The organism is Paenibacillus sp. R-74696 (assembly GCF_055814915.1).
Genome location: NZ_JBPULM010000017.1, coordinates 222,682 through 246,154, shown reverse-complemented (window position 1 = coordinate 246,154; position 23,473 = coordinate 222,682). Strand labels below are relative to the sequence as shown.

The 23,473-nt window shown below is 46.4% G+C and carries 17 protein-coding genes; 2 read left to right on the top strand and 15 right to left on the bottom strand.

Going from position 1 to position 23,473, the window contains the following annotated elements; translation table 11 throughout:
* Positions 1–22 precede the first annotated feature (22 nt).
* Positions 23–844: a metal ABC transporter substrate-binding protein gene (locus tag ACSR9A_RS03585; protein WP_473755640.1), complete on the top strand. Its 822-nt coding sequence runs from the start codon at positions 23–25 to the stop codon at positions 842–844.
* A 363-nt stretch (positions 845–1,207) separates the two neighbouring features.
* Here the strand turns inward: ACSR9A_RS03585 and ACSR9A_RS03580 are convergent, their stop codons facing one another.
* From ACSR9A_RS03580 to ACSR9A_RS03520, 13 genes are all read right to left on the bottom strand, one after another.
* On the bottom strand, positions 1,208–2,224 hold the full coding sequence (locus tag ACSR9A_RS03580) for a phosphotransferase enzyme family protein (protein ID WP_473755639.1): 1,017 nt from the start codon (positions 2,222–2,224) through the stop codon (positions 1,208–1,210).
* Between the two features lie 623 nt (positions 2,225–2,847).
* Positions 2,848–3,339 (bottom strand): SMI1/KNR4 family protein, encoded by a 492-nt coding sequence (locus ACSR9A_RS03575; RefSeq protein WP_473755638.1) that lies wholly within the window; start codon positions 3,337–3,339, stop codon positions 2,848–2,850.
* A gap of 159 nt (positions 3,340–3,498) precedes the next feature.
* Positions 3,499–4,053 (bottom strand): riboflavin biosynthesis intermediates N-glycosidase, encoded by a 555-nt coding sequence (gene ybiA, locus ACSR9A_RS03570; protein WP_473755637.1) that lies wholly within the window; start codon positions 4,051–4,053, stop codon positions 3,499–3,501.
* Between the two features lie 1,013 nt (positions 4,054–5,066).
* Positions 5,067–7,055: a YjhG/YagF family D-xylonate dehydratase gene (locus tag ACSR9A_RS03565; RefSeq protein WP_473755636.1), complete on the bottom strand. Its 1,989-nt coding sequence runs from the start codon at positions 7,053–7,055 to the stop codon at positions 5,067–5,069.
* Positions 7,056–7,074: 19 nt separating this feature from the next.
* On the bottom strand, positions 7,075–8,556 hold the full coding sequence (gucD, locus tag ACSR9A_RS03560; RefSeq protein ID WP_473755635.1) for an alpha-ketoglutaric semialdehyde dehydrogenase GucD: 1,482 nt from the start codon (positions 8,554–8,556) through the stop codon (positions 7,075–7,077).
* A gap of 13 nt (positions 8,557–8,569) precedes the next feature.
* Entirely contained in the window at positions 8,570–9,475 is a 906-nt protein-coding gene (locus ACSR9A_RS03555; RefSeq protein ID WP_473755634.1) for a fumarylacetoacetate hydrolase family protein, read from the bottom strand.
* A gap of 98 nt (positions 9,476–9,573) precedes the next feature.
* Positions 9,574–10,332, bottom strand: coding sequence for an IclR family transcriptional regulator (locus ACSR9A_RS03550; protein WP_473755633.1), 759 nt, complete (start codon positions 10,330–10,332; stop codon positions 9,574–9,576).
* Positions 10,333–10,574: 242 nt separating this feature from the next.
* Complete coding sequence (locus tag ACSR9A_RS03545; protein ID WP_473755632.1) at positions 10,575–12,200, bottom strand: response regulator transcription factor; 1,626 nt, start codon at positions 12,198–12,200, stop codon at positions 10,575–10,577.
* An 8-nt stretch (positions 12,201–12,208) separates the two neighbouring features.
* Complete coding sequence (locus ACSR9A_RS03540; RefSeq protein ID WP_473755631.1) at positions 12,209–13,945, bottom strand: sensor histidine kinase; 1,737 nt, start codon at positions 13,943–13,945, stop codon at positions 12,209–12,211.
* 81 nt (positions 13,946–14,026) lie between these two features.
* A complete protein-coding gene (locus ACSR9A_RS03535) occupies positions 14,027–15,619 on the bottom strand; it encodes an ABC transporter substrate-binding protein (RefSeq protein WP_473755629.1) in 1,593 nt (530 codons plus the stop codon).
* A 64-nt stretch (positions 15,620–15,683) separates the two neighbouring features.
* Positions 15,684–16,598 (bottom strand): carbohydrate ABC transporter permease, encoded by a 915-nt coding sequence (locus ACSR9A_RS03530; RefSeq protein ID WP_473755628.1) that lies wholly within the window; start codon positions 16,596–16,598, stop codon positions 15,684–15,686.
* Between the two features lie 14 nt (positions 16,599–16,612).
* Positions 16,613–17,506, bottom strand: coding sequence for an ABC transporter permease (locus ACSR9A_RS03525; RefSeq protein WP_473755627.1), 894 nt, complete (start codon positions 17,504–17,506; stop codon positions 16,613–16,615).
* 541 nt (positions 17,507–18,047) lie between these two features.
* Positions 18,048–18,845, bottom strand: a complete 798-nt coding sequence (locus ACSR9A_RS03520; protein ID WP_473755626.1) for an alpha/beta hydrolase — start codon at positions 18,843–18,845, stop codon at positions 18,048–18,050.
* A gap of 304 nt (positions 18,846–19,149) precedes the next feature.
* Between ACSR9A_RS03520 and ACSR9A_RS03515 the strand changes: the two genes are divergently transcribed.
* Positions 19,150–20,856: an RICIN domain-containing protein gene (locus tag ACSR9A_RS03515; protein ID WP_473755625.1), complete on the top strand. Its 1,707-nt coding sequence runs from the start codon at positions 19,150–19,152 to the stop codon at positions 20,854–20,856.
* A gap of 155 nt (positions 20,857–21,011) precedes the next feature.
* Here ACSR9A_RS03515 and ACSR9A_RS03510 read toward each other — a convergent pair whose 3' ends face one another.
* Together ACSR9A_RS03510 and ACSR9A_RS03505 are read right to left on the bottom strand one after the other, a co-directional pair.
* Positions 21,012–22,529, bottom strand: coding sequence for a carboxylesterase/lipase family protein (locus tag ACSR9A_RS03510; protein WP_473755623.1), 1,518 nt, complete (start codon positions 22,527–22,529; stop codon positions 21,012–21,014).
* A gap of 32 nt (positions 22,530–22,561) precedes the next feature.
* Positions 22,562–23,461, bottom strand: coding sequence for a carbohydrate ABC transporter permease (locus ACSR9A_RS03505; RefSeq protein WP_341282970.1), 900 nt, complete (start codon positions 23,459–23,461; stop codon positions 22,562–22,564).
* Between the last annotated feature and the right edge of the window lie 12 nt (positions 23,462–23,473).

Sequence of the window (23,473 nt, the reverse complement as noted above, 5' to 3'; positions counted from 1 at the left end):
TTCTTGTTGGAGGTGCGAACAAATGAAACAATTGAATTGGAAATCAAAGGTAGCCACTCCCTTGCTGACTCTGCTAACGAGTGCCGTAATTTTCTCAGGCTGTTCCACAACAACAGCAAACGAGACGAACACAGGCGGTGGACATAATCATGGTGGAGGAATGGCACATCAAATTGTCGCTTCCACAAGCTGGACCGCTTTAATTGCAAAAACAGCAGGCCTTGATAATATCTCTATTCTTGCTCCGGTTGATATGAAGCATCCCAATGAATATGATTTCAAGCCGAGTGACATTGAGAAGGTAAATGATGCGAATATGGTCATTTACTCCGAGTATGAACCGTTTATGAAGCAAATTCTGGAGTCTGCAGATGTTCCAGAAGCAGATCGGTTTGCAGTCGTTACAGAAAATACACCTGAGGCACTTAAGGAGCAAATCAGCAAGCTGGCGGAACAAATGGGTACAACAGAAACCGCTAGCAAAGCTCTTGAGGAGATTGACAGCACTTTTAAAGCAGTTCTTGCTGAAACAGCCAAGCTGGATGCTGCGGCCAAACGTGTAGTTGCTCAGGCTTACATGGTACCTGTAGCCAAATCAATGGGCTATGAGGTCGTAAGCGAATTTGGTCCAGCAGAAGTGACACCAACACAAGCGGCAGAGCTGGCTGCCTTAAAGCCTGCTCTTGTTATTGACAATCTCCATTTCCCTCAAGGTGCGGGAATATCCAAACTGGCAGATAGCACGCTTGTTGAGATCCGAAATTATCCAGAAACAGAAGCCCAAACATTAGTTGAACTTATTAGACAAAACGCTGAGAAACTGGGATTGAAGTTAGGTCAATAGTCAAAAAAAGCAGGGGCAAATCCATCACGGATTATGGCCTCTGCTTTTGCTTAGTGAGAGCTAACAGCTACTTGTTTCTAGCCCTATTTTTCATTCTGAATAATTTTAACAACAGATTCTAACTCTCCATTTTCACAAAAAAAATACACAAGATTAGACATTCACAATATCCCACCCTAAATCCTCAAACTTCTGTATTAAATACGGTAATCGCTCATCTTGATGTATTGCGAATACAAATAAATGAGTTGGTCTACTCATCGTTTTATCGAAAAAAATATAAGTTAAAACACACATAGCCGCCCCCTATGAGCCAGCTGTGTTGAGTCAGCCCCTGCTTTAGTAAAATGCACTGCTCCCAGGTTAATGAATACTATTATAAATGCTTTTAAATTCTTGAACAAAATCAATCGGCAGCATAGGGTCATCAGAAGCGGCTACTCGTTGAAGCTCTTTTAACCAGTTCATTGATTCTTCATCCAAATTTGACACATCGTTTGCTTGATGAAAATAAATATACAGCAATGCATGACGAAGTTTAATAGAATCTTGTAAATATTCTATTTCTTCTTCTTGGATTGTATTTTCCTTCAGATATCCTTTCATAAAATGGCGGAAAAACAATTTATAATATTCCGTTTTATTTTCAAATTCCTTAAACGGATAAGAAAGTGCATAATACAATGTAATCCCAATATCGTTTACGAAATACGTATAACCGCAATCATCAAAATCGAACAAATAAATGTCTCCATGATGCAGATAAAAATTGCTTTGATGAAAGTCAGTATGAGTCAAACCGTATGTATCTTTGGACTTGGGCAGAGAAGTAAGTTTTGTTAATCTTTCTTTTAGAATTGAAATCATTACATCATCAGGTCGCAGGTATTTCTCCGCCTTTAATTGAACTTCTTGGTCCCAGGCTTGTCGTTTAAATGCCGAATTGCTCCATTCATAACCCTTTGTGGCATGATGGATTTTCCCAAGAAATTCTCCCCATTTTTCGTAAAGCGATTCATTCCAATCTTCATCCGACACTTCTTTTCCAAGAGCCATTTCGTATGATATGGCTAGGAACGAACCCTTTTCTACAGCAATTTCTTCAACCATATTACCGCTGGTCGATGGAACAGCATTTGAAACCGCCAGTCCTTTATTCGACAAAAAATTTAAAAATTCAACTTCACCTCGTATATTATTTCTTGATCTTCTAATTGTGTGTGAGATTTTTAATATGAAAAATACATTGTTTTTCTGGTATTCATAAACAAAGCTTTCAAAACCGCCCAATAAACGAACGGTGTCAGTATTAATGTCATATCGCTTTATTGCTTCGGTAAGGATCTCTTCAGTAAATTGCTCTTCAATTTCTCGTATCATCTTCTATACCTTCTTTCATTCATAACTTAAGTAGTTGCATCTTTTTTTCAATTATGAAAATACAGTAGAATCATAGGATCGTCAACAAAACTTAGAGCCTGATATTTTATAGTATTATATACATATGTATATAATAAACTTAAGGCCCTTCATTCTGAAAAAAGCTTTTTACTGCAAAAAATGTCATCACAACAAATGGAACAACCGATGGAAAATTAGGAGTGGTTACCTGTATCCCATCGGCTATAAGAGACAACTTATGAAAGAAGACGATTTTAAAACTTGGCAGCTTCTTTCCTGCTTGGAAATGGTTTCAATCATGGAGTGACTTAGCAAAACTTCTTATTCAACTGACGAAGAATTGGGGCAGTCTCCACTCGAAATCGTTCTGTTGTATTTTTCTTTTTTGTTTATCATTCCGACGTTCTCCCATTCGTTCTCCCAATCATAATTTTTCAAAGCATCTTGACACTGCTAATCAGCACTAAAGAAACCACCAAATGACCGAAGAAGCAACATAAACCAGTTTTCTTTCTCCACTGTTCGCTCAGTGATTAAATCAACCGTTCTTAATTGTACGACGCTTTGCCCTTTGACTTCGCAAGTAAATTTATGAGCCTTTTCTAATGCATCTCTATTGTATTTGACATGATTAATTGAAAAAAATCTTCAAGACTATTTGCTATTTTTTCTACCTCTTCGAATTCGGGCTCATATCCTTTTACAATTGCGCCTATATCATTCTTTAAATCAATTGCATAGAATGAATATCCTTCATCAACTGACATAACTATGGGTAGATATTTATCCCACCATGAAGTTATTTCTGCTTTCCATTCCTCATCATTCTCTGCTGCTTCTAAGCTTAACAATTCAAATTCATTCCATTTAAATACAATACTCGAGTTATTATTATACTCATCCTCACATATAAACCATGTTTTCTCGCTAGGCGTTATGCATTCTTTAACCCTTTTTAAAAATTCTAGATAACCTTCGGGAATTTCTTTATACCTTGATGCTATACTATCATTTAAATTTAATTCAGATTTATCAGTTATTTTCCATCCATTATTTTTAGTCCAACTAATGAATTTACTGTATTTCTTGTTCATACTCCCTCCTACTGGTTGATCACCCTTATGCTGGACACTGCACCTCTTAACCGAAATGCTCTCATATGAATGGCTTGAAGTTAGCGTAATGCCTTTCTCCATTTACCCATCGTAATCTCTGTCTGATTGGTGCAAGTATAGATTGACACAAAGGTAGCATCAATCTTCGTTATTCAAACGATCGCGAACCTCGGTTAAAGCGAAGCCAAGCAAATTTTCGCCTTTCCAAAACAAAGGATTATTTACGTGGGGATGATCTTTTGAAAGTCCAATCCCCCAAATCCGATCCACTGGACTAGCTTCTACAAAAACCCGGTTTTTACTTGTCTTCATAAAGTTCAAAAGTTCTGGGTTTTGTCCGAACTTGGCTAGGTTTCCTTGAAGTACGATATCATAACAACGACTTTTCCATATCTCTGCATCAAAACCTTTAACCGCACGTCCATAACTTTTCATTTCTTTCGGATGCTTCGCCATCATTATTGCCTCAAGCATTTCATCGTCACAAAAAAGCCTTGCCTTTTCAGCCATCATATACTGCTCAGCGCAGCTGTATTGCTCCCCTTCCACTCTAAATGGGCTTTCCCACCATTGGCTTAAACAGCTAACACTTATAGTGCCATCCTTCATAGGGGTATGACCCCAGAAGAATAGAAACTTAATCTTTTCTCCAGATTTATACGCATGTTGTAGTTCTTTTAGTGAATAGTACATAAAACTCCTCGCTTTCTACCTAAACAAGTCATTCAGGACGGTATTCCCCCTATTTTGCATGCCTTCAAAATACGATTCTCTTAAAGAAAAAGCTCTGACCAATATACTCAAACTTTCATCAAGTACAATACACAAATATCGGCACTTACTTCTTTAGAGGTTATTTCTACTCTTACATGACTATAATTTTCATTATAACTGACATGGATGTGCTTGCGTATCCATTTTTATACATGCATATAGCAACTTGCAAAATAATTCACTTATTGGTTTCTAAGGATGACTTAAAGAACGCCATATCCTTTTTTCGCAACAGCTTCCATGCGCTGATTCCTGCACTCAGAATTTACAAATACCGTTGTTCCAGCGAGCGTTCTTTGCCTGTATTATCGCAGGCGGCTACGTGCCATGCAACTTCTATCGCTCCTCCGATAGGAAAAAAAGAGACAAATTGATTAGTTTTTCACGATCAATTTAATAAACGGGAATAAATTCATCTTTTATACTCATCAATCCATCACCATAAATCAATTCAATTTCGTGTTCTTTACCATTGCTGTCCTCTATAACGAAAGTAAACCGTTTTTTATAACGAACTGACATGTTCTCGGAACTAAAAAAATTCTCGTAGTTGCTTATTATTTCATTAGCAACCCACTCCGGAACGTCGATATCGTCTGGGTTTGAAAAAAAACTCGTCTTGGTTCATTCCCCCCTTCTTTTTATCATTAATATTTAAATTTTACCATATTTTATTTGGAGATACGCTTCTGTTCAATCTACTCTCTGCTCTAAAATCTTGGAATATATCTTCTTGATTATTCCTTACGACCCATCTAAGCCGCAAAGGATAATGGTTATTCAATTCATTGTTACGACGTGCATTGCCTGTTCGCTAAAGTAAATGACCTGTACGTTATTCCCTTTCCATACTTCTTCTTGATCGAAAAAAACACCGGCAGTCGTGTGGACTCTTAATTAATGTCCAGACTGCTGGTGTTTTTATACTAACGTTATCCGCCGCTTTCTTCCGCTGCGAGCATGCGCATGCCTGCTTCCAACGTCCGAATAATGCGGCTCGTATCATAAACACAACCTTTCCAGGTTCCGCCGCTGGCAGACTGCAGCGCGGCCCAAAGACGGGTATCGTCCGGGAGCTCCGGGTCCTCCGCAAGAGAGGGATGCGGCGATCTAGCGGAAAGGATCGCTGCCCCTGCCTCCGGCGTATCCGGCTGCTCGCCGCAGCCGACCATATCGATCGAGCCCTCTAACTTGCGCGTGTCGATGCGGATGTCTACCCAATCCCCGTCTCGCAGGCGCCCGACGGGACCACCTGCGAGCGCTTCCGGACCGATATGTCCGATGCAGGCGCCAGTCGACACGCCGGAGAACCTAGCGTCGGTCAGGAGCGACACCTGCTTGCCGAATGTCAGATGCTTCAGCGCCGACGTCAACTGGTAGGTCTCCTCCATCCCGGTTCCTGCCGGGCCGCGGCCGATCAGAGCCAATATGTCGCCAGCGAATATGCCACCGGTCTTGATTGCGCGGATCGCATCGCGCTCGGTCGTGTACACCTTTACCCGTCCAACATGCCGGAATACGCCCTCGACGTCAAGAACCGACGGGTCGATGGCCGTCGACTTAATGACGGAGCCTTCCGGCGCGATATTTCCGGACGGGAACGTAACGGTCGGCGTCAAGCCAGCGGTCCGTGCCCGATCTGGGCTGTATATGACTGTATCCGGGTCGATCCCTTCCCGCTCAGCAAGATAGTTTCGCATGATCTTCCGCCGCTCGGACGTCTCCCACCAGTCCAGCGTCTCGTTCAGTGTGACACCGCTCGCGGTGAGTACGCTTACATCCAGCACGCCGAGCCGCCGGAGATGCAGCATCACCTCCGGCACTCCCCCGGCAAGAAACACACGGACTGTCGGATGAGGAACAGGCCCATTCGGCAGCACACTGACCAGTCGAGGAACGTTGCGGTTGATTGCCGCCCAGTCCCCGGCGTTCGGCACCGTGAGACCTGCTGCGTGAGCAATCGCAGGAATGTGCAGCAGCAGGTTTGTGGAGCCGCCGAAAGCCGCATGAACAACCATAGCGTTACGGATAGACGCGTCCGTCAGCAGGTCACCAAGCGTGAGACCCTTGCTTGCAAGCGCCATGGCCGCACGGGCGGATTGGCGCGCCATCTCCGTCCAGACCGGTTGGCCTGACGGGGCCAACGCGGCGTGAGGCACAGTCATTCCTAGTGCCTCTGCCACGACCTGTGCCGTTCCCGCCGTTCCGAGGAACTGACAGCCGCCGCCCGGCGTCGCGCAGGCTCGGCAGCCAAGATCGGCGGCTTCTTCCAACGACAGCTCGCCATTCGCGTATCGGGCGCCAATCGTCTGGATTTTGCCAGCATCCTCGCCATTCGTCGGCGGCAGCGTAACGCCGCCCGGCACAATAACGCCAGGCAGGCTTTTCATTCCGGCAAGCGCCAGCATCATCGCAGGCAGGCCCTTATCGCATGTTGCAACGCCCACAACGGCCGCTCGGTTAGGCAGCGAACGGATCAGCCGGCGCATGACCATTGCTGCGTCGTTGCGGTAAGGCAGTGAATCAAACATGCCCGGCGTGCCCTGCGAGCGTCCGTCGCACGGATCACTAACATGAGCGGCGAACGGGATACCGCCCATGTCGGCAATCTCTTTCGCCGCCGCCTTCATTAACAGGCCGATCTCCCAGTGGCCGGTGTGGTAGCCAAGCGCGGCAGGTGTGCCGTCCTCATTGCGGATACCACCAAGCGTGCCCAAAATCAGAACCTCCCTGCCCTGCAAGCGATCCGTCTGCCATCCCATGCCGACGTTCTGGCTCCAGCCGAACAGATTGCCGCTAGGCTCGTTCAGAAGAAGCTCCGGGGTCAGCGGGAGCTTGCCAGGCGGCCCAGCCGCATGTGTGGTCACCTCGAAATAATCCGCTCCGTCCGGTCCCATTACGTTTTTCAACAGATCCTCCATCGCGCGTATCCCCTTCTGGTTAAGGCTTCATGAACACCGTTTTCACTGCTGTGTAAAACTCGATGGCCGCCTGTCCCTGCTCGCGAGAATGGGAGCTGGAGCCTTTCATTCCTCCGAACGGCGCCTGCAGCTCCACGCCCGCTGTCTCGGCGTTAACCCGGACGAGTCCTGCATCCGTTTCCTGAATAAACTTCAGTGCATAACCCAGATTGCTCGTATAAAGGGAGGCACTGAGTCCATATTCCGTATCGTTCGCGAGTTCAATCGCCTCATCAAGGTCACGCGCCTCAATCAGTGCCAGCACTGGCCCGAAAATTTCCTCGCGCGCAATGGCCATCTTCGGCATTACCCGGTCGAACACGGCCGGTGTGATGAAGTAGCCGTCCGCGAGTGCCGGATCGTCCGGCCGCTCACCGCCGATGAGAAGCTCCGCGCCTTCCTCCTTGCCCTTGCGAATGTAATCCAGCACGGTTTCATACTGCTTCCGGCTGGCACATGGGCCAAGCCACGTCTCTGCGTTCAAGCCATCGCCCACCTTTAGCCTTTCCACCTTCTCGAGCAATTTCGACCTGAACGTCTCGTAAACATCGCGCATGACGATAACGCGGCTCGTTGCGGTACACTTTTGGCCGGTTGAGCGAAGCCCTCCGCTGATTGTCGCATCAACCGCGAGGTCCAGATCGGCGTCGGATGCGATGATAATTGGATTTTTACCGCCCATCTCCAGCTGATACTTCGCCCCGCGTGCTAGAGCTGTCTGGCCGACACGCTTGCCGACCGCGTCAGAGCCCGTAAAGGTTACGGCGTGAATGCCCGGATGCTCGGCGATACCCTGCCCAATGACGGCACCGTTGCCAATAACCATATTCACAACGCCAGCTGGAAAGCCAGCTTCATGGAAGCAAGCCATGATCAGCGAGGCGGTAACAGCCGTCTCTGCCGCCGGCTTCCAAACGACAGTGTTTCCGTAAACCAGTGCAGGCGCTATTTTCCAAACGGGAATCGCTACAGGGAAATTCCAGGGTGAAATGACGCCGACGACGCCGAGCGGCGCGCGGGTCGTGAACATTAACGCTTCTGCGTCTGTTGCCGGAATCACATCACCGACCGGACGCATACCTTCGCCTGCGTAATAGCGTAAAATGGCTGCGCCGCGGGCCGTCTCCCCCTTCGCCTCGCCAAGCGTCTTGCCCATCTCGCGCGTCATCGCAAGGCCGATCTCCTCCAAGCGACTCTCCAGCAGATCAGCCGCCTTGAACAGCAGGGCGCCGCGCTGAGCACCGGTTTGCTTACGCCAGGCATGGCGGGCAGCCTCGGCGGATGCGACCGCAATGTCTAGATCGTCGCAGTCGGAGTCGGGCGTTAAGCTAACGATTTCGCTGTTGCGGGCCGGATTGCAGCCAGGCTTGCGGCTGCCGGAGAGTGGCGACTTCCATTCGCCTCCGATATAGTTATCTATTGCCGGAATTTCCGGGTTCACCGTGTATTCGCTGTTTACCATTATTTTTTCCCCCTTAGGCGTGATTAGGAGCCATGTCCAGCTCATGAGTGCTAATTACCGTGTTCACCAGCGTCCCTATACCTTCGATTTCAATTTCGATGCGGTCGCCAGAGGCCAACGTAAACTGGTTAGGCGGAACGAGACAGGTGCCTGTCAGCAAAACCGTACCGTCGAACAGCTCGTTATCCCGTTTCAAGAAGCCGACAAGCTCCTCCAGTTTGCGCTTTAACAGGCCCGTATGAGCCGTTTCTTCAACGACCAGCGCTCCGTCCCGGTAAATGCGGCAGGCAATGGAGAGCGCGTAAGGGTCAGCGACCGTCTCCGCCAAGCGGACGAACGGGCCGATTGAGCAGGAACGCTTCCAAATTTTCGCCTGCGGCAGGTAAAGAGGATTTTCGCCCTCGATGTCGCGGCAGCTCATGTCATTGCCAGCTGTATAGCCGACGATTACGCCAGAACTATCTAAGACCAGCCCAAGCTCTGCCTCCGGCACCTGCCACGAGGAGTCGCTTCTTAGGCATACCGGCTCACCAGGTCCAACGGTACGGGCTGCTGTCGATTTCATAAACAGCTCCGGCCGTTCGGCCTCGTACACCTTGTCGTAAAATGTGGCCGCATCGAGCCTTCCATCCGTCGCCTCATAATTTCGCGCCTCACGGCTGCGCTGATAGGTCACACCTGCCGCCCATACCTCCGGTGCGTCCAGCGGCGTCGTCAGGTTCAGCGTTTCGGCGGGAGCGCCTATCGGCGAGAGACTGCCGAGCATCGTCTCAACATAAGCAGCGGTTGTCAATCCAACGGTGCGGGCATTTGCGACGAGTGTCATAAGATCCGGCGCATCTAGCCGATAAGAATCTCCGTCTTCTGTCTTTACTCCCAAATAGGGAAGCGAGTTTTCGAGGTAACGAAATATACGCATAATGACATGACCTCCAATCAAAGTGTTTTACATTATAAAACAACGTTCTTATATTGTAATAAAAAAAGATCCGCCCAGAATCTTTGCGTATAATCGCATTATCTTGGACGGTGGCCGAGTCCGCGTGAAATCTGTTCTGCCGTCTCCTGCAAAAGCAGGACGAAAGCCGCTAATTCCTCATCTCCGACTGTTGATGTCATCGTCGAGATGCTGATCGCCGCCGTAATGTGGCCGCTGTGGTCATACACCGGCGCCGCGGCACAACGGACACCTGCTTCATTCTCTTCCCGGTCGTAGGCGACGCCCGCATTTCGAGAGGAGATCAGCTCTTTCAAGAAGTCTGACTTGTTTGAGATCGTATGTGGCGTATGAATGGAATAGTCGTATTTCTCCAGCAACCGCTCCAGCTCAGCCTCCGGCACGTAAGCCGCTAGCATCTTGCCGACTGCGCTGCTGTGCAGTGGTACACGTCGGCCAATCCGGGAATATCGAATGGCTGCTTTGCTGCCTTCAACCTTATCAATATAGACGCCTTCCGCTCCATCCCGGATGACAAGATGAACAGTCTGTCCCGTCTTCCCTGATAGTGCATCCATCGGTCCTCTTGCGATCTCCCGGATGTCAAAGCTCTGCAATAGCAGCTGCCCCTTCTCCAGCAGACGCATGCCGAGCCGATACAGCCCGTTCTCATCCTGTTCAATGTAGCGATGATGTTGAAGCGTCTTAAGCAGGGAATGCACAGTACTTTTATGCAAGCCGACCCTGACACTGATCTCGGTTATTTTCAATACTCGATTATGCTCATCAAACAAATCAAGAATAGTAAGTGCCCGGTCGAGTGATTGAATGATGGGCATGGAATGTATTCTCCTCCTTTCGTTTTATAATTTAAAACAACGTTCTCATATATTGTACCAAACTATTGACAATGTCGTCTAGCCGGTTTAGAGACAGCCGTAACACTAAGATCATGGATATTGTAGATCAACTGTTCCAGTGTCGAACTTGGCTTGCATATTATCTAGTACCTGGTCACGACTCGTTCCTTCGAAAGTAACACAAGCGAATTGCCCGCGTTACTTTCACACGGTTGACAATATTAATTATTCGTTTTTTTCCGGGCCCGATAGAGCTGCGGCGTTACGCCGACAACTCTTTTGAATAAGTTAGAGAAGCTTCCCAAGCTGGTATACCCTACATTCTCCGCAATATCGGTAATCTTGTATTCGGTTTCTTCCAGCAATCGTTTGGCCTCCTGTATTCGTTCCTGAATAATAGCGTCCGACAAGGATAATCCGGTCTCCTTCTTGAATAATCTGGATAAATACGCCGGGTTTAGATAGACATGGGCGGCCAGTTCTTCACGATTGATTTCCTGATTCAAACGTGAACGAATGTAATGTCTGATCTTGGTGACGACGGTAGAGGAAACATTCTTGCTTGTCCTAAGAAGTAATACGGTCACCCCTAGAATCCCTCTCGTCCAATTTTGCAAACCTACCGAGTGTTTTGGGTAACTTTCCTTATCCAATAATTGCTTTAATTCCACTGACTCGTGCATAGACAAACCTTTCTTTGCCAGAATGGTATGAACTATAAAAAGAATGCCATGAATGAATTGTCGATGCGATTCATTCGTCCATGTGATCGCCTCACTGCTACAGAACCATTGCTTAACACGGCTATCCAGCTCATCAAGCTCGCCGAGTTCTAGAATGGTCGCCCACTCTGCAAACAAGTTCATTGGAGCAACTACCGGTATCTGATTCAACAGCCTAGCGGAAGGCGGATAGGTCGGAGTGAAAACTTGCTGTGAGCTGTTTAGGTTGCTTTGCTCTCTTTCTGTCACGTGAGCATAAGCGCTAACGATCTCCGGCAGGAATACCGTCGGGCTGATATAAATCGACAAGGAACAATGAAGAATCCGTTTGCACTCATTCAGGAACTGCCGACAATTGTAACCCAGCACGTTACCAACAAGAACCTCTTCGTCCCTCACATATACAATCGCCAAATTGAGACCTACATGATCCTGAAGTACGACGCCCTCTAGCCCTCTCAGGAGCAGCTCTCCAGCCAAATTGCGAAGGGCGTACTCCATAATAGCCTCATCACGAGCGCTTAAATTTTCCTTCCATTGTTCCAGGCCTAACAGAACTAGTATATAACGATCATCCTTTTTGAAGTCCAGGCCGCAAGTTTCCGTAGATCTTTGCAATGATTCCGGGAGAAGGGATGTGCGCTGGCTAAGGATGTCTTGCCAGAAGCGTTCCACTAATATAGGCAGCTGATGCTCCCATTTTGTTCGATAGTCTTGTATAAGCATTTCAAACTTATGCTGCTCTTTCTTCCTGGCGACTTCTGCGATAGCTTCACTGGCCACCTGTTTCAATTGCTCGTAATCAACAGGCTTCAACAAATAATGGAACGCCCCATGCTGGATGGCATGCTGTGCATACTCAAAATCAGCATGGCAAGTCAGCATAATCGTTAGCGTGTCCGGTGAGTGCTGCGATACCCAGACCAATAATTCCAGCCCGCTCCTCCCTGGCATCTCAATATCACAAATAAGCAAATCTACAGGATGGCGCTCCAGGCACTCCACTGCTTGTTCTACATTTTCCGCCAGATTGACATCGGCAATACCTAATTCGTTCCAATTCACGCCTTGTTGCAAACCAAGCAAGGCAAAATATTGGTCATCGACGATCAATATCCGGTACATATGTAAGATCACAGCCCCCTATGTATAGGCAACATTATTTTTATAACTCCACCGCCCTGAGGATCATTGCAAAAGGTGATACTCGCCTGTTCATTATAGAACATACTCAAGCGTCGGCGTACATTCCATATCCCTAATTGGCGGTCTGTCGGATCTTTTTCATACAATCCTAGGTTAAGCCTTTCCAGCTGCAGCTCAGAGAAGCCCGGACCAGAGTCGCTGATTTGGATGACCATCCACAAAGCGTCATCTTTGCCGACTTCTTCATTTATCGTAATGTTAACTCTAAATGGTTTTGTGTTATTAATAAATCCATGCTTAATCGCATTCTCCACGAACGGCTGCACAAGCAAGGGTGGTATGAGCGCATTCTCTAGCTCCTTCGGGAATCTATCCTGAAAGCTAAGCTTGCCAGGGTACATAACCATCTGTATTTCCATATAATTTCGAATATGATTCAATTCACTAGTAAGCGTAATCCACGTATCGTTGGTGCTCATAATGAATCTGAAATAGGAAACGAGATGGGCAATCATTTTCTTAATCAGCGAATACTTCTGAAGCTCTACAAGATGAAAGACAATATTCAAAGAGTTCAAGAAAAAATGCGGGTTTATCTGAGCTTGAAGATGCTTAAGTTCTGCTTGCTGCACTTTCATTTTTTCTTCATATACATCGATTTTAAGATTTCCGATTTGTTCGGCCATTCGATTGAACTGCTCTGTAATCAACTGGAACTCCTTCGATTTCCCTTCCTTAAGACGGTAATCCAATTGCCCCTTTCCAAGTATGCGCATCCCGCTGGTCAACTGTTGAATAGGCTTAAACACGAGCCGGTTTAGTAGAAAGAACATAATAACCAATATCACAACAACCGCGATAGGAATCGCTTTAATCACGCGTTGGAACATGGGCAGCTCATCCAAAAGTGATTCTTCATCCAATAGAATGAATACGTTGAGATCCGAGAAATTGGACGGTTTGTCTACAAACAGGTAGCTGCTCCCATCATTGAGGCGCAAGGATGCACTAGCATGATTCGATTGATCATTCAACTTACTGCGGAGCAAGGCAAGGTCCTCCTTCGAGAATTGCCCCCATAGCAGATTGCCATCTTTGGATATAATGCCGATCTTTTCGTCACTACTCACAGACTCCAATTGGGTTAAAGGCTGTGCTAATGAGTCAATGCTGACTAGTACACCGATGAGCAGCCTCCCACTTTTATCAGGCAGCACCTTAAACAAGACCGGCTCACCTCCGACGGTAACGATTTCCCACTTCAAGGAAGTCGGAAGCTTGAAGGACTTCAGCTGGGAAGACAGTCCGGATCGAATGGCGTCCTTCTCCTTGTAATACTCTTTTTGGCTGCTGAGGAAGAGTTCATCCCTATCAAGGTGATACACAAACACGCTGCGAATACTGGAGTAGTAGCTGACATCGCTATACCATTGATCCATTAATTTTCGTATGGATAAATAATAATTAACACTTTCCGGATCACTTTCCGAGTATAGCTCCAGCAGCATGCTCTCGTTTGATGTGCGAAGTAAATAAGTGCTCGTCTGCTCTAGCAATTCATCAAGAGCACCTAAGTGAAGGGTCAGTGTATCCGATGCAGATTTTGCGACTTTCTCCCGAACAATGTTTGTAGAATAAATATTAGTGTAGTATAAAAAAAGAAAAATAGGCGTCACTAGAAGCAGAACGAGAGCGCTTACTTTAAATTGTAAAGATAATTTCACAGTTTCTCTCCTTTTCCTATCCTATTAACGCCTGTGAGGCACAAAAGGGGAAAGACCTCATCAGTCTCCCCCTTTGCCTGCTTATTTTTGCTTCGCTTTCCATTCATCGTACTGCTTTTGAACTTCGGCGCGGATGTTCTCGATACCGTTGGCTTGTAACTTTCCGTTGTATTCAGCCAATACCTTGTCTGCGTCCAAGCTTCCCGTTTCAAGCAATGGGCGATATTCCTTAATAATATTGCTGACGACGGACACTTCCGTTTTGACGGGAACCGTATTAAAGTTAAAGCCGAATGACTTCACCTTATGGGATTTCTCATTATAAGCCTTGAACTTCTCCCATTTGTCAGCGCTTTCTCCTTCCCACAAATAAGTGAGTGTCTGATTGCCGAACATCCACTCGATGCCCGGAGCCCATCCCGTATCCGTACGGGTAGCCACGCCATCCGGCAGCTTAATGAAATTATCCTTACCTTCTACCTTGACATATTGCCGATTTTCCACACCGAAGTCAATCAGATTGATTAGTTTCTTATCGGTATGCAAAAGATTCAGCAGCATCATCGTCCGCTCAGGATCGATGGATGTACGCCCTATTGCCATCATGGAGTTGCTAACGCTAGCTGTGCTAATCTCGGGATCGTTCCCTTTAAGCTTGACGAGCGCAATGCCTGTAGCGATGGAATCCTCTTTGTCGGAATCCGGTTTATCGGACCCAAACTTCATCCACGTTTTCCCGGCCTTCAGCGCGTCTTCGGCACTCGTTTTGGTTGTTGCAGCATCTTGATTAATGTACCCCTTCTTAAACCAGTCACTGTAGAGTCTCATTCGATAAATAGCCATATCGGACTCCATAGAGCTGATGATCATCTTGTCTGTTTTCGTGTCCAGCACGATTCCGGCAGGCGCACCCGCTACGAGCTCGTAACGAAAGTTTTCCTCCACACTCGGCCTTGTTTTGTCGAAATAACCAAGTGTATCGGAGCCGCTGCCAGAGAGCCAGATTGGAGCAATGCCGGGCTCCTTATCCTTAATCGTTTGAAGCCATGGCTCCAGATCCTCCAGCGTACTGATCGAGTTGACATCAAATCCATATTTATCTAGTAGATCTTTCCTAAACATAATGGTGTGGCTTTCACCAATTTCTTTATTGGTTGGAATGGCATAGATTTTATCATCTACTTTGCCGCCGTCAAGAAAACGGGGATCCAGCGTCTCTGTAATTCCTTGTCCGTATTGGGCCAACAGATCATCGAGCGGGAGGAAAGCCCCTTTAGATACATTATTGGCAAAATCAGCCCAGTTCGGAGCAAAGGTCAGGTCCACTTGTTCACCGGACTGGTAGGCCAGCGCCATCTTTTCCGACCAGGTGGACCAGGGTAGTCCTTGAAAGTCGATCTCGGCATTAATTTTCTCTTTTAAATATTTGTTGATTTCTGCTATAACTTCCTTCGAGTCGTTCTGAGGGAAATTACCTACGGTATACACTTTGAGCTTGCGGTACTTCGAGATATCGGGATTGCCGGATTCGCTGTCTCCGGATGACTTGCTGTTTGACGCCGGATCTACGCTAGGCGTATTGGTTGAGCTTGAGTTGCTGCTGCAGCCGGAGATTGCCAGCATGGTCACGGTTAGCCAAGCAAGCGCAGTACCCCACCCTTTCATTTTCTTCATTTCGTTGCCTCCCCATTCATATAATCATATATTCTAACTAGCCGTGAAGCCAGAGTTAGACCATTTAACCTTTAATAGCTCCGATTGTGAGTCCCTTGGTGAAATACTTCTGGAAGAATGGGTAGACGAATAGAATAGGACCAATAGAGACGACTACCATCGCCATGCGAAGACTTTCCGTTGGAACCGCTTCTTGCACCATAAGAGCTACGCCGCTTCCCGCCAATTGATTTTTAAAAAACTCCGCTTGGCGAATCATTTGAATCATGACATACTGCAAGGAAAATTTATCAGTATCATTAATGAATAACATAGAATTGAACCAATCGTTCCAATACATCAGCGTCGTGAACAAACCCACAGTTGCGAGGACTGGAAGAGAAATAGGAAGAACCAGCTGGAAGAAAATTCGCCACTCCGATGCTCCGTCTAATTTACCCGATTCAATCATCTCTTCCGGAATGGTCTGCTGAAAGAAGGTACGAGTAATGAAGATATAAAACGCGTTCGAAAGGCCAGGAAGAATGAGCGCGGCGAACGAGTCCTTCAGCTCCAAAAAGTTGACGTATAGCAGATAGAACGGGACCAGCCCTCCTGAAAAAAGCATCGTAATCAGAAGATAAAAATTAAATGCTTTTTTGAAAGGGAAATCCTTGCGGAAAATGGGATAGGCGTATAAGGCAATTAATAATACTGCAATTATCGTTCCAATGATGGTAACGCTAAGGCTAACCCCATAGGCTTTTACGAGTGTTGTGGAATTGGTAAATAGATACTGATAGGCGGATACATCCAGTTTGTCAGGCCAGAACTTGTAGCCTTGTAACGTTAGCTGTTTTTCTTCTGAAAACGAAATAGCGACAATCAGCACGATAGGCATAATACATGCGAGACTAAAAGCGATGAATATAATGTGAAGTATAGCCTCGGCTAGCTTGGAGTCCTTCTGGGACGTTTTAACGCTTGCTTTTGGGTTCATTTCGATTCTCCGTTCTAGAAAAGTGCTGTATCGCGATTAAGTTTTCGAGCCAGACTATTGGCTCCAATGACAAGGAAAAATCCAACAACCGATTGGTAAAAATTCGCCGCAGAGGACATTCCCAAATCATTGAGCTGAATCAAGCCTCTGTAAACATAAGTATCAATGACATCTGTCGTAGAACGCAACGCGCCAGAGTCCAACGTAACGTGATAGAACAAGCCAAAATCCGAGCGGAAAATGCCTCCTAAATTCAGAATCGTCAGGATGACCATCACAGGAGTAAGGAGCGGAATCGTGATTCGGGTGATCTGCTGCCATTTGCTAGCGCCATCCATTTTCGCAGCTTCATACAACTCCTCACTGATCCCGGTTATTGCCGCCAGATAGATGACGCTGCCTATACCAACAGAGTGCCACATTTTCGTTATCCATAAAATATAAGGCCATGCCTGAGGGTGCATATAAGCATTGACGGAAGAGTAGCCGAACAAGGGCAAAATATATTTCACCAAAAAGCCGTATTCCGGATGCAGAAAAGCGTACACGATATAGCTGACAACGACCATAGACAAGAAATTCGGCATGATCATAATGGTCTGATAGACTCGCGAAGCAAGCTTGGCACGTACTTCATTAACGGCAATGGCGACTGCAACCGAGAGAATTAGCCCGGATACAATAAAGGCAACATTGTAGGAAACCGTATTAATGGTTACTCGCCATGCATCTGAGGTCGCGAATAGGAATCGGAAATTGTCCAGCCCCGTCCAAGGGCTGCCCATAATTCCATCAATATAGTTAATATTCTTGAAAGCAATGAACACCCCAAACATCGGGATATAGCAGTTAACAAAAAAAATAAGGCTTGTCGGCAGCAGCATAAGCAGCAGCACTCGATGTTTCACAATATTTCGCAGCAGAAGGGTGATGCCCCTCTGTCGCTGTGAATGCGTTTGCTTAGACATAGAATTTACAGGGGATGGAATAGCCATAGTCTTTAACCTCACTCTAATTAACAGGATAGATTTATTATAGAGGAGGAAGATCTAGGTTCTCTCTATCGCAGATGACCTCTTTTATTCAAAAGTTACTTTTTCTATTCATTATTATTAATATAGAGTGTTCTCCCAATATAAATGATTAAATAAGCCTGTATTCATATCCATCGTTTGAATGATCGCTTTTATAGATCCCGCAATATACACATTGTTTCTTTATTTCTGAGCTTAAGCTTCATTTCACAGGCTAACCGAATGGGTATTTTTTCATCTCTCTTCTATATCTTTATTCCAATAAAAAAGGCAGTGATCCTCTGATCGACTGCCAAGCCACGTACTATAAATTGGCGGAAACTTTGCTTCGATCCGATCCAAAGCTTTTTGTACCGTTGTCGGAGAAGGTGCTTGTTCCCACCAATTGGACGTCCAGGTTATGACGACTGTCAGCTTAAACTTGAAATTTTTGAAAAATGAGCTGAGAAAAATGATACAAATCATTTTTCCATACTGGCCAATCGTGGCCTCCGCTCTCCTCGTACCAAATATGAGGCACATTATACTGGGACAAATAAGCATGTGTCTGGTCGCTGACATGTTTAAGATTATCCAGCACTCCGCATGAAAGCCAGAGCAGCTTAAGTTTCGAGGTTGTTGCCTCAGGATTAGGTACTAGCCGTTCAGGTGCCTTTGTGTTAGGAGCAGAAGAGAAACCGCCAATCCATGCAAAATGGTCGAGATTCCCCAACCCGATATTGAGCGACTGCCCTCCGCCCATAGATAAACCGGCAAGTGCACGATTCTCTCTTTCGGCCAGAACCGAATAGTTTGATTCTATAAATGGAATGATTTCATGTAACAAATCATATTCAAAATCCTCGAAAGCCTTCAGCTTGTCGGTATCGAATAGATTTCCCTCCGCTCGATCATTGGGCATTGCCCGACCGTTTGGCATGACGACGATCATCGGCGCAAGCTTGCGCGCTGCATACAAATTATCAAGAATAACTTGCGGATTGCCATGATGGTGCCATTCCGTTTCGTCCCCACCGATACCGTGCAATAGATAAAGTACGTTATACCTTTGATTCTCTGTATATCCGGGTGGGGTGTAAATCATCATTTTGCGTGAGGTGCCTACCGTTCTTGAGAAATATTCAACCGTGTCTATTTTCCCGCGGGCGATTGTTTCCCCATATTGGTCATACCCTGCTGGTGCGTTATTCAATATTAAATGATATTTAGCCATGTTCATTATCTTCCTTTCCTTAATGGAAGTACTTCACTGCCAACAGTGTAGTACTTCCATTCATTACTAACAACCTGTCGATTCATACTTCTTTCTCACCCCCTCAAAGTAGAGTTAAGCAGGGCATACCCCATAATTCGACAGGTTGCCGTCGACCATTGTCTAGTAGTAAACTCATTTTGCGAGCGCATACATTTAGTTCCATTGGAAAACACGCCCCCAAAGAGAAAGGTATTGGCCGCTCCACCCTACTTAATTACTACCATGATTCACATAAATCAAAAAAATAAGGGAGATGTATCGAATGAGTAAGAAGAAAGTTAGTTTAGGAGTCAAGATTATGCTGCTTCTCGCACTATTGATGTCACCGATGCTGCTAAGCGGAAATCCGGCAGAAGCCTGGGTTGGCATGCCAATGTCCAAGCTCCATGTTAATGGTAACCAGTTGGTAAACACTGACGGTCAGCCCGTATTGCTTAGCGGGTGGCATCAGCCTTCCGGTGCCTACTGGACCTACCAGAACAGCAACTACTATCTGAATCAGAACGGCGGGAATCGGCATGCTGCTATTCTGGCATATTTGAAGGATATTACCGATACCTTTACGAGCACTTCCGCTAAATACGGCAACAGCCATGGATGGTATATGAATCAGGTCCGTCTATTCATAGACCGGGAAGACATGGGAGACGTTGCAGCGGGCACCTATAACTTTGCTGGTTTGCAGGCCGTCACCCAGAACGTAATCATTCCTTATATCAACTATGCTAAGACCAAAGGCCTATATGTTACACTCGGTCTCGATTACACGTTGAATAACAACCAAGCGACAACGCCGGACAACCTAGCTAAATTCAATCAGATCTGGGGCTACCTAGCTGACCAGCCCGGCATTAAGAGCGCGGATAACGTCATGTTCGAGCTAATCAATGAGCCTGTATTATCCGATGTTAACGGTGTTTGGGGCGGACATCCTTCCCAGTCCAATTTCGTTGCTCACTGGAACTCGCTCAAAAATTTCCAAAACTCAATGATTTCTACAATCCGCAGTAAAGGCGCGGATAACGTTGTCTGGGCGGCTGGGCTCGGCTGGGATCAATACTATCAATTATGCGCAGCGTATCCACTGACGGATCCACTGAACAATGTTGGTTATTCGGTCCATTGGTATCCAGGCTATGGCGCCAATGACAATTATGCGCCTTTACAGCAGCAGTGGGATACCAATATTAAGCCTTGCGCTGATAATTATCCAATCAATATTACGGAAACCACCTGGTTTAAGACACAACCCGGAGACTCCTCCTATTGGGAGCTGTTTAACGGTTCAAACGAGGGATTCGGCAAAAATACGAAAGCGATCTTCACAGCTGCAGGCAATGTGAGCATTGCCGTCCATATGAACGGATTTTTGCTGAATTCCGGCACAAGAAGCTCGTTCGCAGACCCGACAGCTGGCTTGCTGTATGATGGCAATACAGCCCGCGATGGGATGGCCCGTTTTATTTTTGAATGGTATTATGAACGCGCCCAGTTCAATCCTTGGAATGGTGTTTGGAATGGAGTGACGAATGGTGCCACGTACAAGCTTGTGAACCGTGCATCGGGGAAAACACTCGAGGTGCCGGGCGGGCAAAATACGAACGCCCTGCAGCTTCAACAGTCGACGGACAATAACACGGCAGCGCAGCGCTGGGTCGTTACGGATCAAGGAACCTATAACAACTATTACAAGCTGCGGAGCGTGAGCTCATCTGACAATAAAGTCATGGATGTTCGTAACGGAACGAAAAACAACGGGGAAGCGATTCAGCTTATGCAGGATCTCTCCAATACAGCACAACAGTTTCGATTAATCAAGCTGAGTAACGGTTACTGGAGCATGCTTAATGTGAATAGCAACAAAGCAGTTGAAGTTCTGGGATCCTCCACGGCAAATGGTGCGAAGATCCAACAAAATTTATACCGCGGCGATCTGAATCAGCAATGGCAGTTGGTTCAAATTAATTAGCCAGCCGATTTTTGTTTGATCGAGTAAGAAACCAAGAAACATAAATTGAATATGTTTTCTCAGCAAAAAAGCTGGTGCCTTGGATATCAAGCGCCAGCTTCTTTACTAAAAATCGGATTTCGGAGCAAGGTGCAGTGCCAAAAAATTGCTCTTGCTTAACGTTTGAAATATTGACTGACCAGAAATTGCATAACCTCACCTGGAAGCTCCTCCACAAACTCCGCCTTTTCCGCAAATTTCATGCCGTAAGGTGCTTCCGCTGTACACGGTTTCCATAGAGGCATATCCTCTCCGGTGGAATCTTTACCATTTGGATCTCCCGTGCCAATGAAATAGGCAAGATAATTGCACATCTGACGGGCAAGATCATAATGCTTGCCCACAAAGGGCCGCCAGCATTTGGCCAGTGTCTCGAAGTGAAACCACAGATCCACCGAATGAAAGGTTCCCGGATTGTCCCAGCCTGGAATATCGGCATCAAAGGTGTAATAGTACATAGGGACGCTGCTGCCGGAATCACAGTTGGCCTTAACGGAAACACGAGCCGCGTATTCAATATGGTTAACGGAAGCCTGACTTATCATTTCCTTCAGATTTTCTGAATGATCAGCAAATAGCTTAAGGTATTCCTTCGCTTCCTCGCCGAACATTTCAACAGCCATAGCTCTGAATTCATCCACGCTGCTGACAGCGGGTACGCTGAAAAATTCGGAGGCGGTATTTCCCAGCATAATCGGTACCTTATGTTGCTGCCCCTTCAGAAAAAGGTCGTAGGGATTGCCTTTACAGTACACTTGGTCCACAACTGTTCCCCATAATCCCCCATAATCTAGCATTTTATCGCGAATATATACGGCATCCAGTTTGCGAGCCTCTTCCAGAGTCGACACACCTATAAATTCAAAGAAGGACGCTCCTTCCTCCTCAGCCGCCTTAAGGGATCGGTTTCTTGGAGGCACTGGGTTGTTTGGGTAGAGCGGAGTAAAGACACCGCTCATAATCACGGCCCGCTGGAACAGCCCCTCATTTTGCGGCGAGGTCAGCTGGCTCAGCACACTGCCGCCGCCAGCTGACTGTCCCCCTATTGTGATTTGATCAGGATCTCCGCCAAAAGCAGCAATGTTTCGTTTCACCCACTGCGTACCCGCCTGCTGATCAAGATGTCCAAAATTCGCGGGAGCATCGGGCGATTCGGCAGTAATTTCAGGATGGCTTAGAAAGCCAAAGGCATTCAAGCGGTAATTCACGGTCACAACGACAATCCCTCTGCGGGCAATACGTTCGCCGTCAAACTCCATTTCCGCCGTATGTCCGACCTGGAACCCTCCGCCAAAATACCATACAAAAACAGGAAACTTCTCATCGGTCTGTTTGGCAGGTGTCCACACATTAAGGTAAAGACAGTCTTCATCCATCGGAAGGTTTGGATCAACTGCCCATTCCCGGGAATAAATATTATTGATATCAATGACGGTCGGTGCTTGCATTGAAATGGGGGCAAAATCATACGCTTTCCGTTTCCCATCCCAGCTTTGCACAGGCTGAGGAGCACGCCAGCGGTTCTCTCCAACAGGCGGGGCTGCAAACGGAATTCCCTTGAAGCTGGTAATACGCGGATCAGCCGCTGGCAGACCTTGAACGATACCATTCTCAACATGCACTTCTCTTAACATGCATTCGCTCCTCTCTGGATATAAGCTCGTACTTACCCTTTTACTCCGCCTACCATCATGCCTTTAACAAAATATTTCTGCAGGAACGGATACACCATAATAATCGGCACCGAGGCAACAATCGTCATCGTAGCACGAACTGCCATAGGCGTAACCATATTTTGCTGTCCTCCGGTGGCCCCTTGAATCATTCCATCCATGCTGGATGTTCCGGTGGTCGTATTGGAGTTCTGTAAAATTTTCTGCAGTTCATATTGCAAGGTGCTTAAATTGCTGTCTGATGAATTATAAAGAAATACGTCAAACCACATATTCCATTGGTATACCCCGGAAAATAAAGCTACCGTTGCAAGCACGGGTACCGTTAACGGCAAAATAATACTGAAAAAGGTTCTATAATCCCCTGCCCCGTCAATTTTTGCTGACTCAAGAATACTTTCCGGAAGATTCTCAATAAAGGAACGGATAATGATCAGGTTGAAAACGCCAATGATACCCGGAAGAATATACACCCAGAAGCTGCCCACCAGCCCCATGTCTCTCATAAGGAGATAATTAGGAATCAATCCCCCGTTAAAATACATGGTCATAATGAAGGCCACGGTGATGAATTTGCGCAGCACATATTCCTGTCTGCTAAGCGTAAAAGCCACCATGGCTGAGCAGAAGACTGTGACGACAGTTCCTATGACTGTGCGCAGGACTGATATGAAAGTCGCATGAAAAATGGTCGCCTCTCTAAAAATGTAGCTATAGTTAGCGAGTGTCCACTCTCTTGGCAGCAGGTATATTCCACCTTTTATTGAGTCCTGTGCGCTGTTGAGAGAAACCGCAAGTACATTCAGAAATGGGTAGAGAGTAATGATCATCAAAAATATCATAAAGCTGTAGTTGCAAATGATGAACAAGCGGTCACCGATGGAAGAGTTCATTTGATGCTTGTT

Bases quoted from the DNA above. Each gene is read 5' to 3' on its own strand.
- ACSR9A_RS03585 (WP_473755640.1), top strand. From the start codon at position 23: ATGAAACAATTGAATTGGAAATCAAAGGTAGCCACTCCCTTGCTGACT.
- ACSR9A_RS03580 (WP_473755639.1), bottom strand. From the start codon at position 2,224: ATGATACGAGAAATTGAAGAGCAATTTACTGAAGAGATCCTTACCGAA.
- ACSR9A_RS03575 (WP_473755638.1), bottom strand. From the start codon at position 3,339: ATGAACAAGAAATACAGTAAATTCATTAGTTGGACTAAAAATAATGGA.
- ybiA (WP_473755637.1), bottom strand. From the start codon at position 4,053: ATGTACTATTCACTAAAAGAACTACAACATGCGTATAAATCTGGAGAA.
- ACSR9A_RS03565 (WP_473755636.1), bottom strand. From the start codon at position 7,055: ATGGAGGATCTGTTGAAAAACGTAATGGGACCGGACGGAGCGGATTAT.
- gucD (WP_473755635.1), bottom strand. From the start codon at position 8,556: ATGGTAAACAGCGAATACACGGTGAACCCGGAAATTCCGGCAATAGAT.
- ACSR9A_RS03555 (WP_473755634.1), bottom strand. From the start codon at position 9,475: ATGCGTATATTTCGTTACCTCGAAAACTCGCTTCCCTATTTGGGAGTA.
- ACSR9A_RS03550 (WP_473755633.1), bottom strand. From the start codon at position 10,332: ATGCCCATCATTCAATCACTCGACCGGGCACTTACTATTCTTGATTTG.
- ACSR9A_RS03545 (WP_473755632.1), bottom strand. From the start codon at position 12,200: ATGTACCGGATATTGATCGTCGATGACCAATATTTTGCCTTGCTTGGT.
- ACSR9A_RS03535 (WP_473755629.1), bottom strand. From the start codon at position 15,619: ATGAAGAAAATGAAAGGGTGGGGTACTGCGCTTGCTTGGCTAACCGTG.
- ACSR9A_RS03530 (WP_473755628.1), bottom strand. From the start codon at position 16,598: ATGAACCCAAAAGCAAGCGTTAAAACGTCCCAGAAGGACTCCAAGCTA.
- ACSR9A_RS03520 (WP_473755626.1), bottom strand. From the start codon at position 18,845: ATGGCTAAATATCATTTAATATTGAATAACGCACCAGCAGGGTATGAC.
- ACSR9A_RS03515 (WP_473755625.1), top strand. From the start codon at position 19,150: ATGAGTAAGAAGAAAGTTAGTTTAGGAGTCAAGATTATGCTGCTTCTC.
- ACSR9A_RS03510 (WP_473755623.1), bottom strand. From the start codon at position 22,529: ATGTTAAGAGAAGTGCATGTTGAGAATGGTATCGTTCAAGGTCTGCCA.
- ACSR9A_RS03505 (WP_341282970.1), bottom strand. From the start codon at position 23,461: ATGAACTCTTCCATCGGTGACCGCTTGTTCATCATTTGCAACTACAGC.